Here is an 11,399-nt window from a genome sequence, read left to right on the forward strand (position 1 = left end):
CTCAACCCCTTCTCGACCATGCTCCGCACCAGCAGCCTGCGCGCCGGTGCGGTCACCACTTTTTTCGCAACGCATCCTTGATGACGTCGTTCTCGAAGACCTGTTCTGCCAGTAGCTTCTTCAGGCGTGCGTTCTCCGCCTCCAGGTCCTTGAGCCGCTTGGCGTCGGGCACGCTCATGCCGCCGAACTTGCTGCGCCACAGGTAGTACGAGGCCTCGCTGAAGCCGTGCTGGCGGCAGAGGTCCTTAATGGGCATGCCGGCCTCGGCTTCGCGTAGGAAGCCGATGATCTGCTCTTCGGAAAAGCGCTTCTTCACGTCCAATCTCCTTGTCATTGAGGATTGGACTCCAAACCGCTTCGCTACTCAATCTCGGGGGGACGTCGGGGCCACGAAACCGTCCCACGACGAGACGGTTATGCCCAGCTGACGCTTCACCGCATCCGGGTCGAAGTGGCTACGGTGTGGCACCTTGATGGCCCCGCTAGCATTGCCCAGCGCGATGGACAGGGTGTTGTTGCAGACCACCCGGACCGAGGTGAACTGCGCCGTGGTCGCCAGTGTGCCGTCACAGGCCGTGGCCAGCAGCAGGTAGCCATCCACCTTGTCGCGGCCCTTCAGCGTCGTGCTCTGGCCGGTGCGGGCCAGCGCCCAGAACTTGCGGCCCTCGCGCAGCACCCCGGCGCTCTCAAGCTCGAACCCGGCGTTGGCAGTCAGATCCCTGTAAAACTCCAGGATTTGGCCCGGCTGCACCACTTGGAAGCGCTTGGAGACCACCGACAGCGGCTTGCGGGTGTCGGAGCGGTACAGCACCTTCTGCTCAGGGTACGAATGGATAGCGCTAGTGGCATCGTTGCCAGCGACATAGCGCACTTCCGCCTCCTCGATCTTCCAGTCCATGCCGGCTTGGCACTTCCAGGCATCAATGGGCTGCTGCGGTGCAAGCCGGCTCCCCAAGCCATGCCACGGCCTCTCGCCGGCGTACGCCATTGTTTCAACTAAATGCATCTCGTGCTCCTCGTTTATTGGCGGCACAAACGCATAAGGCCCGAGCAATGCCCGGGCCTTATGCGAGGTACCAAGTTGATCAGAAATCAGTCGAACGGCTCGACCATGCAGGAACATCTGCTGCAAACCGCGCTAGCCGTGCTCTTAATGATCCCCGCCAGAACAGCGGTGGCCACCGCCATAATGCAGTGGACCAACTCTACCCTGCTCCTCATCCTTCTCCGCTCCTGAAAATAGGCTACTGCGGCAGCGTCATGCCCGAAGCCAGTTCCTACCAGCTTCGAGGGGGTAGTATGTGTTTGAAATCTTGTTCAATCCTTGTGAAGCCGGCTCATTTCACTCCCCAGCTCGTTTACAGCCGGCGCCGGGGCGAACGCCGAGGCTGGCCAGACTTGGCACCGTCAGCCAATTGGGCAGCGTGTTGAATGGAACATCTAGGTCCCTCATAGCGTCAGGGCCGTTGGACTCTGCCACCGTGCCCGTCAGCCTCGAAGGACCGCAGGCGGCTGGCTGTGGCTCTGCGAAGGACAAGTAGTCCTCTCTAAGCAATATGCGTTCGGCAACGACACCTGCCGAAGAGCGATCGACCAAGGATGGCGCCTGGCCCCTTGGAATCACGCCAACCACCTCTATCGGTTCGGCGGGTCTAGCAAGCACCAGACTCTAGCCCCTTCTCATCGCCTCGATCTTCGACATCTGCATCCTTGGTAGCCCACCGAGCTGTAGAGAGTACCGCCGGCACTCTACAGGGATGGAAAGCGACCCGATAAGGGAAACACAGCAGTCGACACAAACTCAAAGAGGTCCGGGTCACTGCAGACAAGCGGCCATGCTCCAGCACACCCCAAATTAGGAGGGCTGCCCAGGTGTCGGCACAGGACCTTCCTTACTCAGACTAGATATCCGTGGCCGTCCTTTAGCATCCAAAGCAAGCCAACCTGCCGTGGCATACCAGATGGCATACCAGCGAGGCGGGAAATTAAAAAAGCCCATAAAATACAGGAACTTAGTTAATATGTCTGGCGGAGAGAGTGGGATTCGAACCCACGGAAGGAATGACCCTTCGCCGGTTTTCAAGACCGGTGCCTTAAACCGCTCGGCCATCTCTCCATTCGGCTCCCGGCCTCCCGGGTAGCGCCCTATTCTCGCATGCTGTGGGCCATTTGCCCAAGGGGGCTGCTGCTTCCCTGCGCTCGGATAACGGGCCCGCGCGGGGGCTGGCCGTAAGCGGGGTCGCGGAACCGAATGGGGGCGAGGCCCGCCTTGAAACAGTGCAATGCACGACTCGGGCGGCATCTACAGCGCAGCGGCCGATGCACCCGACTTTGCAAGAAATTGCATTCTAAAGAACCGGCCCTGTCGCCTATCGTCGTGTACCTGCCCCCCATGCATCGACCCCCGAATGAAAGTCATAAAACTCGCCCGCCTCCGCCCCATGATGCCGCTGGAGACCGTAGCCAGTACGTTCGGTAAGCATTGGGTGGCACCCGGCCAGGACGGATACGTCACCTGCACGCCAGGCAGCGTCGGTGCACGGCTCGACGCTGAAGGCCGCGTGGGGTACATCATGTTTCTGCGCACCTTTCCCGAGCACGTGGTGATCGAAGGGCTGCACATTGGTATGCACCTTTGCGCTGCCCTCGCTACGCGGCCGGCACTACAGTTGGCAGAAAGAGATGCTGATGAACTTGTTGGCTTGTCCAGATACTGCGACGTCACGGGCGACGGCTACCGCTTGAACGTGGGTGTGCAGGATGGGGTAGTCCGGAGCATCGAGCTTTCCCAGCCAATGCCGGTGTATCGAGAACGTGAGCTACCAGTAGCCGACCCAAGCCTGACCCGGGCGTTTGATCTAGATCTCGATCCCCAGCAGGTGCTTGCGATGCGTGAACGCGGCCCGGAATGGGCAGCTGGATGGACGCTAGGCCTTCCTCCAGGGATCACCCCTGAGCAATGGCCGTTGAGCCCGGCGTACGGATACCCCTTGCGGCACGCATTTACGCTACACGTCCCATCGGACTACCGCACACAAGGCCAGCACTTGGTTGGCCTTAGCCTGTTTGTCGATGCTCAGTTCGAGGAATTAGATGCTAGCGATGAGATATCGGCCTTCTTTGATGCTCCGCTCTCACCCGAAGCACCCACGGACAAGGCCCTTCTTCCGTTCTGGCAACACCTCCATGCCCGGCACCCTCACCACCATGATATGGAAGATGACCTCGGTACACGCTACACCGCCATCTGGCTGACCCAGGAAGAGTTTGACGCTCAGCTGTGCCGGCCACCGACGCTTGCCTCAGCCCATCTTGACGGTTCGCCATGCTGGATGACGGAGAGTTACGCCGATTGCCTCCCCGACTCGTGGCTCTACACACGAAACAAGGAAACATCGCTGGACGGTGCAGAAGCGGGCTGCGTATCAGGCATAAGCATCGCCTTCCCCATACGATCAGCAGTCCGCGACAACGACCCCAATGTTGGCAAACCTCCCCGCGAGTGGGAGAACGAGTGCGAGGAGAGTGGTTACATTCCCGCATATAGCGACAAGGGCAACGAGCTTGATCTAGGCCGCTGGACTGAACTGGCACACCTTGGTGGCACCATGGTGCCCAATCAGGGCTACCCCGATTTTGGGCCCTACTACCTTGAGTTCGAAGAGGCCTTCGGTGGCTTCAACTTCGGGGGCGGGAATGCCCAGCTGGATCTGGAGAAGATGCAGCTGGATTGGGCATGCGGGTGAGAGATTCACGCTGACGCAATTGAAAAGGCCCCGTCTTGCGGGGCCTTTTGCTTGCAGCTGAGCAATGCACGAGATGGGCGGGGCTCACCCCGCATCCACCGCCAACGCACCCAATGCACTGGCCTTGATCTTTTCCTTGGCCCGCTCGCATGCCCCACCACAGTCCAGGCGCGAGGCCTCCAGCTGCGGCGGCAGGTGTTCGGCCAGGAAGTCGATGAACACGCGCACCGCCGGCAGCAGGCCGCGGCGGGAGGCGAACACGGCGTGGCAGATGCCCTGCGGCAGCGACCAGTCCGGCAGCACCACTTCCAGTTCGCCGTTGCGCACGGCGTCGGCACAGACGGTCTCTGGCAGCATGGTGATGCCGAAGCCATCCTTGACCATGCTCTGCAGCAGCGGGAAATCGAAGCCGGCCACGCGCGGCTGCAGGTCCACGCGGCGGACCGCACCTTCGGGGCCGTGCAGTTCCCAGCGCTGACGGGCTTCGTCTTCGCTGATGCTCAGGGTGACGTGATTGGTCAGCTCGTCCGGATCCTTCGGGCGGCCCGCGCGATCGAGGTACTTGGGGCTGGCGACCAGCAGTTCCTGCACCTGGCCGAAGCTGCGCATCACCAGGCTGCCATCGTCATCCAGGCGCGAGCGCACGCGCAGGGCGACGTCGTAGCCTTCATTGATGATGTCCACGCGGCGGTTGCTGATGTTCAGCTGCAGCCGCACCTTGGGGTACTGCGCCAGGAAGATCGGCAGCAGCTTGGGCAGCTGCATCTGCGCAAGCGAGACCGGCACGCTGGCGCGCACCAGGCCGCGTGGCTCGGCGCTGAGGCGATCCACCACCTCACGCGCGGCCTGGGCCTCGGCGAGCATGGTCTGCGCGTGGCGATGCACGCTGGTGCCGACGTCGGTCACCGCGAAGCGGCGCGTGGAGCGCTGCAGCAGGCGCACGCCCAGGTCGGTTTCCAGCTGGCTGATACGGCGGCTCAGGCGGGATTTGGGGATGCCGAGCGCGCGTTCTGCTGCGGCGAAGCCACCATGATCCACCACCATGGCGAAGTAGTAGAGGTCGTTGAGGTCTTGCATACCGAAGTTCCAGATATAGAACAATACGTGGTATTCAACCACCTTTATTCCAAACAGGCAACAACCTAACCTGTTCTTCGTCGGCGGCGCCTTGCCCCGCCCCTCCCCAGAAAACAGGTGATTGCCATGAAGCTTCTTCACATCGACGCCAGCGTGCTTGGCGACAACTCGGTTTCCCGCCAGCTCTCCGCCGCCGTGGTCCAGCAGTGGCGCGACCAGGTGCCGGGCCTGGAGGTGAGCTACCGCGACCTCGACGCCCAGCCGGTCCCGCACCTGCGCAGCACCTCCCTGGCCCAGTCCGACCCGGCTGAAGTGGCCGACGCCGAGCAGGTCCTGGCGCAGTTCCTGGCCGCCGATGTGGTTGTCATCGGCTCCCCAATGTACAACTTCAGCGTCGCTTCCACCCTCAAGGCGTGGATTGACCGCCTGGCCGTGGCCGGGCGCACCTTCAAATACACCGAAAACGGCCCGGTGGGCCTGGCCGGCGGTAAGCGCGTGATCGTGGCCAGCAGCCGCGGCGGCCTGCATACCGGCGCCCCGACCGACTTCCAGGATCCGTACCTGCGCCAGGTCTTCGCCTTCTTCGGCATCGACAACGTCGAATTCGTGCGGGCCGAGGGCATCGCCTACTCGCCGCAGCACCGGACCGATGCGATTGCGCAGGCCCTGGCCGCGCTGCCGCAGCCGGAAGCACTCGCCGCGGCGTGAGCCGGGCGACCCACACCGTTCCCTCCCCCTCGTCGTGACGGTGTGGTGGTGGGACGCCGGTTCTCTCTCCCCTGCCGGCGTTCCCCTGATGGCCCCTTTCGGGGCCATCTTTTTACCTGCCTACGGGTACCGCGCCGCTGGCGGAGCGCGGCCATCGGATTACCTCAAATCACAGTGGCGCGCTGTCGGGACATCCAGTGTCATGCCATCGCCGGTACAGGCCGCGTTGATGGTCTCGCCTTTGCGCAGGCCCGCTGCGGCATTCGTTGTCAGCCCCATCAGCACCACCCGCGCGTCCGGGCCGGCGGCCAGGTGGACCACGGGTTGATCCAGGAAATCGCTCTGGATGGCCACCACCTCACCGGAGATCAGCAATGCCTTGCCTTTGTAGAGCACGTCGGCGGCGATCTCATTGGCCTGATAGTCCAGATACAGCTGCCGGGCGGCCAGCTCGAGCGTGGCGGCCAGCACGCTGATCGCATCGCCCTCTGCCTCGGCAGCATGCGCGTTTTCCCGCGGGCCGCTGACCGCGCTCAGTGCGCCAGCAAAGACGGCGATGCCGGCGAAGTACACCAGCGGCGAGACCATCAGTGAGAGCAGCAACGGGGCGATGCCTTTGCGGGCCCCACCGTGGGACATCGCCACGATCGCCAGAATGAAGGCCGCCAGATTCAGCGGCCAGCCGATGAAGAACCCCAGCCCGGGAAAAGGAATCAGGAAACACAGCCAGGCGATTGCCAGGAGCATCCACGCGGCAGCCCCTGCCGGATGGGAGGGCGGCTTTGTTGCGGCCACTGCGTTCACGGTGGTTGTCCTGCGGGAAGTGAATGACGTTGGCCATCGTCCTGTCCGCACCGGTGCCGGAGTGGACGCAGGTCACATCCAACCGCCTCCGCCGGAGATTCCCGTAACGCGCCCTTCGCCCTCAGCGCCTTGAGGGCAGAGGATTCCGCGCTGGAGGGGGCGTTCATCTGGTGATCGATGGCGGTGCGCCCCGACAGCGCAATGGAGGTCCGCCCTACCTTGGGAAGACCGGTCCCGGAAGCGCCGGAAATGACGCATTCAACCCATCGAGGTCCGCGCACATCGCTATGCTGGGTCATCCATCTTTTGATCAGCGCCCATGGATTACCGCGTCATCGCCGCCCACCGCAGCGAATTCCCACATCCGATCACCCTGCAACCCGGCGACGCACTGCAGGTCGGCGAGCGCTATCAGGGGCCCGAGGGCTGGGACAACTGCTATCTGTGCCAGACGCCGGGGCAGCAAGCTGGCTGGGTGCCCGCGCAGGTGATCGGCCGCAACGCACAGGGCGATGCGGTAGCGGCCGAGGCTTACTGTGCGCGCGAACTGGATGTCGACGTGGGCCAGCAGGTGCGCGGTGAGCGCGAGCTCAACAGCTGGGTGTGGTGCGCGGTGGTCGGCGGCGCGTCCTCTGGCTGGGTGCCGATGGGCGTGTTGACGCCGATGACGCCCCGGTAGAACCACCCCATCGGTGGCTGCCGTCCGGGTCATGCATCACCTGCAGCCACCCATGGGGTGGCTCTACCGGGCGCCAACAAAAAACCCGCCTTTCGGCGGGCTTTCTTCATACGGTCACAGCGCTGGATCAACCGATGATCTCGACTCCGCCCATGTAGGGCTTGAGCGCATCCGGCACGGTGATGCTGCCGTCGGCGTTCTGGTAGTTCTCCATCACCGCGATCATCGCGCGGCCAACCGCCACGCCGGAGCCGTTGAGCGTGTGCAGCAGCTCGGGCTTGCTGGTTTCCGGGTTGCGCCAGCGGGCCTGCATGCGGCGCGCCTGGAAATCACCGCAGTTGGAGCACGAGGAGATCTCGCGGTAGGTGTCCTGCGAGGGCAGCCACACTTCCAGGTCATAGGTCTTGATGGCCGAGAAGCCCATGTCGCCGGTGCACAGCAGCACCTTGCGGTACGGCAGGCCGAGCTTCTCCAGCACGACTTCCGCACAGCGGGTCATGCGCTGGTGCTCTTCATCGCTCTGCGCCGGGGTGCACGCGGCGACCAGCTCCACCTTCTCGAACTGGTGCTGGCGGATCATGCCGCGCACGTCGCGGCCGCCACTGCCAGCTTCGGCACGGAAGCACAGCGAATGGGCGGTCATGCGCAGCGGCAGCTGCTCGGCATCGATGATCTCATCGCGCACGATGTTGGTCAGCGGCACTTCCGAGGTCGGGATCAGGTAGCGCGTGGATTCGCCTACGGCGGTCTTGAACAGGTCGTCCTCGAACTTCGGCAGCTGGCTGGTACCGCGCAGCGACTCGGCGTTGACCAGCGCCGGCACATTGGTTTCTTCATAGCCGTGCTCGCCGGTGTGCAGGTCGAGCATGAACTGCGCCAGCGCACGGTGCAGGCGCGCGATCGGGCCACGCAGCACGGTGAAGCGCGAGCCGGACAGCTTGGCCGCGGTCTCGCCATCCAGCCAGCGGTTGCGGGCGCCCAGCTCGACATGATCAAGCACCGGGAAATCGAACGCGCGCGGGGTACCCCAGCGCTTCTGCTCGACATTCTCCGACTCGTCCTTGCCGGCCGGCACATCCTCGGCGGGCAGGTTCGGAATGCCCAGCGCGATCGCTTCGATCTTCTCGCGCAGCGCATCCAGGGCCACTTCCGAGGCCTTCAGCTCATCGGCGAACGCGGCCACCTCGGCCATGATCGCCGAGACATCTTCGCCCTTGGCCTTGGCCTGGCCGATCGCCTTGGAACGGCTGTTGCGCAGGCTCTGCAGCTCCTGCGTGCGCACCTGGATGCGCTTGCGATCGGCTTCCAGCGACTCCAGCCCGGAGACATCCAGCTCGAAACCGCGCGAGGTGCGCAGGCGTTCGGCAAGGTCGGCGGGCTGTTGGCGGAGCAGGGCTGGATCGAGCATGGCGGCAGAGGGGTCTACGGATTCGGAGGGGGATTATCGCCTGTTATGCGTTTTTCTGCCGCCGGTTCATCCCGGGCGTGGCAGAATCGCGGTGATCCATACGGTATGCCCCATGTCTGCTTCCCGCTCGACTTCTGGCAAGAACATCACCTTCCACCTGCCCCGCCGCAGCCTCGTGATCGCCGCGATCGCCTTCGGCGTGGGCCTGCTGCTGTTCCTGGTGGTATGGCTGAGCAGCCGCAACAACGACTTCTACAAGGCCGACCCGGCCGCGCAGACCCCCGCCCAGGTGGCCGAGGTGGTGCCGCTGCCCGAGCCGCTGGCCGCTGCCGCCGGCTCCAGCGACATGCCCGACGCCAAGGCCCCGCCGGTCAACGAGGAAAAGCCGCAGCTGGTGGAAACCGCCCCGCCGCCACCGCCGGCCGCCCCGGCTGCACCCGCCGCGCCTGCCGCGCCGACGGCCATGGCGCCCAGCGACCGCCCGCAGCCGATCGCCGGCCAGTCGCCGCCGCCGAGTTACCCGCCCGCCGCATTGCGCCGCGGTGACAGCGGCACGGTGGTGGTGCGCGTGGATGTGGACGCTACCGGCTATCCCTCGGCCGTGACGTTGATCCAGCGCAGTGGTTCACGCGACCTTGACCGCGCGGCGTCCGATGCGGTGCGTCGCTGGCGTTTCCAGCCGGCGCAGAACAACGGCGTGCCCGTGCCTGGCAGCCTGGAAGTGCCGTTCGACTTCACGCCGCAATGATTCATCGCCGCATCACGCGGCGATTTCGCAACGGCTCAGCAAACTGAACCTTGATGGGAATGCAGTCATCGCGTTGACGGTGCGCTGACACATCCGCAACCGTGTCCGGGCAAGACTGCGGGTGTCACATCGACACCAGGAGTCAGCCATGAGTGTTACCCATGCCCCGGACATGCCCCGCTCGCCGCAGCATCAGCGCGACGTGATCGATGAGCCCCACCCTCGCCGCACCTCCCCTTGGTTGTGGGTGGCGTTGATCGTGGCGATGTTCGCCGCCGCGCTGGTGTGGCTGCGGTATGCCACCCCGGGCGATACGAACGACGCGCCGGTGGGCCAGCGCATGTTGCCCGCCACCGAGACTGCACCGGTGGCGACCACGCCGGCACCCGCTGCGCGCAAGGCCACGCCGGCTGTGCGTAACCGCGAGGCCCGTCCGCTGGCAAGCAACGCCAAGCCCGCCTACCCGCGCACTGCCCTGCGCAGCGGCGTGCAGGGCAGCGTGGTGGCCAGCCTCAACGTGGATACCCGCGGCCAGGTGACCGAGGCGAACATCGTGCAGCGCAGTGGCACGCGTGATCGCGATCTGGATCGTGCGGTGCTGACCACCGTGCGCGACTGGAAGTTCGAGCCGGCGATGAATAACGGCCGTGCCGTGGCCAGCGTGGTGCGCGTGCCGGTGGATTTCCGCACCGAGCGCTAAGGTGATGCGCTGAGGCGGAAACGAAAAGGGAGGCCGATGGCCTCCCTTTTTTGTTCTGCGAAGCACCGCGTCCGCGCGAGGTCAAGGTAGTGCCGGGCGCTGCCCGGCAACCACGCATACCTGACATCTGGAAGCAGCAGCCCGGCAGAACCCGGCGCTACCTCAGCCGGCGCGAAGCCCGAAACCCGCGCCGGTCGCCAGACCATCGAAGTCCGGGAAGGACGTCGCCACGTTGGCGATGTCATTGACCCGCACCTCGCCGCTGCTGAGCTGGCCGGCAATCGCGAAGGCCATCGCGATGCGGTGATCGCCGTGGCTCTCGATGGTGCCGCTGCCGAGCACGGCGCCGCCGTGGATCGTGGCGCCGTCATCGGTTTCATCCACCTGCACGCCCAGCGTGCGCAGACCCGTCGCCATCGCGGCCAGACGATCTGATTCCTTGACCCGCAGTTCGGCCGCACCGCGCACCACGGTCTGGCCCTGCGCCGCTGCCGCCGCGACGAACAAGGCCGGGAACTCATCGATCATGTCCGGCACCAGTGCTTCGGGAATCTCGGCACCGTGCAGCGGTGCGTAGCGCACCACCAGATCGGCCACCGCTTCCCCACCCTGCTCGGCATGGTTTTCTTCGGTGATGTCCGCGCCCATCAGGCGCAGCGCCGCCAGCAGCCCGGTACGGCGCGGATTGAGGCCCACCGCGCGCAGGCGCAGTTCCGAACCCGGGATCACGCTCGCCGCCACCAGGAAGAACGCCGCCGAGGAGAAATCGGCCGGCACCACGATATCGGTCGGGCGCAGGCGCTGGCCGCCACGCAGGCGTGCCTTGCCCGGCGAAAACTCGATATCCACGCCGAACGCGCGCAGCATGCGCTCGCTGTAATCGCGGGTCGGGTGCGGCTCGGTGACAGAGGTTTCGCCATCGGCATACAGACCGGCCAGCAGCACGGCGGATTTGACCTGGGCGCTGGCCACTGGCGAGGCGAACGTGATGCCGTGCAGCGCCTGGCCGCCATGCACGCGCAGCGGCGGGGTGCCATCGGCCTCGGTATCGATCTTCGCGCCCATCTCGGCCAGCGGACCGGTCACGCGGCGCATCGGGCGGCGCGACAGCGATTCATCGCCGACCATCACCGAGTCAAACGGCTGTGCAGCCAGCAGCCCGGCCAGCAGACGCATGCCAGTGCCGGCATTGCCGCAGTCCAGCGGGGCGCTCGGTGCCTTCAAGCCATCCACGCCGACGCCGTGCACGATGCGCTGCGAGGGCGACGGGGTGTCGATGCGCACGCCCATCTGCGAAAAGATCGCCGCGGTGGCGCGGGTATCTTCGCCTTCCAGAAAGCCATCGATACGCGACACGCCATCGGCCAGCGCGGCAAACATCACCGAGCGATGCGAGACGGACTTGTCACCGGGAATGGTCAGGCTGCCCTGCAGGGGCTGGCCCTTGTGGGCGATCCAGTACGGAGATGCGGTCATCGGAAATCCTAGGGGGCGGGGCGCCGCGGCGGCGATGCAACGGTGTACGGGAG

The 11,399-nt window shown here is 65.0% G+C and carries 10 protein-coding genes, 1 tRNA gene and 1 pseudogene; 5 read left to right on the forward strand and 7 right to left on the reverse strand.

What is annotated here, in order from left to right:
- The 3 genes and pseudogenes from ACE026_RS05725 to ACE026_RS05735 all read right to left on the reverse strand — a co-directional run.
- A pseudogene (locus tag ACE026_RS05725) lies at positions 1 to 334 on the reverse strand (transposase); the annotation flags it as partial.
- A gap of 30 nt (positions 335 to 364) precedes the next feature.
- Positions 365 to 1,123 carry a DUF932 domain-containing protein gene (locus ACE026_RS05730; protein WP_486038339.1) on the reverse strand — a complete coding sequence of 253 codons (759 nt, stop codon included), beginning with the start codon at positions 1,121 to 1,123 and terminating at the stop codon, positions 365 to 367.
- A 903-nt stretch (positions 1,124 to 2,026) separates the two neighbouring features.
- Positions 2,027 to 2,116 (reverse strand) — tRNA-Ser (locus tag ACE026_RS05735).
- 292 nt (positions 2,117 to 2,408) lie between these two features.
- Between ACE026_RS05735 and ACE026_RS05740 the strand changes: the two genes are divergently transcribed.
- Positions 2,409 to 3,746, forward strand: coding sequence for a DUF7256 domain-containing protein (locus ACE026_RS05740; RefSeq protein WP_486038297.1), 1,338 nt, complete (start codon positions 2,409 to 2,411; stop codon positions 3,744 to 3,746).
- A gap of 84 nt (positions 3,747 to 3,830) precedes the next feature.
- On the opposite strand, the gene ACE026_RS05745 is transcribed toward ACE026_RS05740, so the two are convergent.
- Positions 3,831 to 4,823 carry a LysR substrate-binding domain-containing protein gene (locus tag ACE026_RS05745; RefSeq protein WP_019184298.1) on the reverse strand — a complete coding sequence of 331 codons (993 nt, stop codon included), beginning with the start codon at positions 4,821 to 4,823 and terminating at the stop codon, positions 3,831 to 3,833.
- Positions 4,824 to 4,949: 126 nt separating this feature from the next.
- Here ACE026_RS05745 and ACE026_RS05750 point away from each other — a divergent pair, with 126 nt between their 5' ends.
- Positions 4,950 to 5,531: an FMN-dependent NADH-azoreductase gene (locus ACE026_RS05750; protein WP_486038298.1), complete on the forward strand. Its 582-nt coding sequence runs from the start codon at positions 4,950 to 4,952 to the stop codon at positions 5,529 to 5,531.
- A 159-nt stretch (positions 5,532 to 5,690) separates the two neighbouring features.
- Here the strand turns inward: ACE026_RS05750 and ACE026_RS05755 are convergent, their stop codons facing one another.
- Complete coding sequence (locus tag ACE026_RS05755) at positions 5,691 to 6,278, reverse strand: OB-fold protein (RefSeq protein WP_486038299.1); 588 nt, start codon at positions 6,276 to 6,278, stop codon at positions 5,691 to 5,693.
- 376 nt (positions 6,279 to 6,654) lie between these two features.
- Between ACE026_RS05755 and ACE026_RS05760 the strand changes: the two genes are divergently transcribed.
- Positions 6,655 to 7,014 carry an SH3 domain-containing protein gene (locus ACE026_RS05760; RefSeq protein WP_486038300.1) on the forward strand — a complete coding sequence of 120 codons (360 nt, stop codon included), beginning with the start codon at positions 6,655 to 6,657 and terminating at the stop codon, positions 7,012 to 7,014.
- Between the two features lie 127 nt (positions 7,015 to 7,141).
- Here ACE026_RS05760 and serS read toward each other — a convergent pair whose 3' ends face one another.
- Positions 7,142 to 8,422 (reverse strand): serine--tRNA ligase, encoded by a 1,281-nt coding sequence (gene serS / locus ACE026_RS05765; protein WP_486038301.1) that lies wholly within the window; start codon positions 8,420 to 8,422, stop codon positions 7,142 to 7,144.
- Positions 8,423 to 8,534: 112 nt separating this feature from the next.
- Between serS and ACE026_RS05770 the strand changes: the two genes are divergently transcribed.
- Positions 8,535 to 9,170 carry an energy transducer TonB gene (locus ACE026_RS05770; protein WP_486038302.1) on the forward strand — a complete coding sequence of 212 codons (636 nt, stop codon included), beginning with the start codon at positions 8,535 to 8,537 and terminating at the stop codon, positions 9,168 to 9,170.
- Positions 9,171 to 9,318: 148 nt separating this feature from the next.
- Positions 9,319 to 9,870 (forward strand): energy transducer TonB, encoded by a 552-nt coding sequence (locus tag ACE026_RS05775; RefSeq protein WP_486038303.1) that lies wholly within the window; start codon positions 9,319 to 9,321, stop codon positions 9,868 to 9,870.
- A gap of 162 nt (positions 9,871 to 10,032) precedes the next feature.
- Here ACE026_RS05775 and aroA read toward each other — a convergent pair whose 3' ends face one another.
- Positions 10,033 to 11,346, reverse strand: coding sequence for a 3-phosphoshikimate 1-carboxyvinyltransferase (gene aroA, locus ACE026_RS05780; RefSeq protein WP_486038304.1), 1,314 nt, complete (start codon positions 11,344 to 11,346; stop codon positions 10,033 to 10,035).
- Positions 11,347 to 11,399 lie beyond the last annotated feature (53 nt).

Source organism: Stenotrophomonas sp. AGC87 (genome assembly GCF_057333975.1).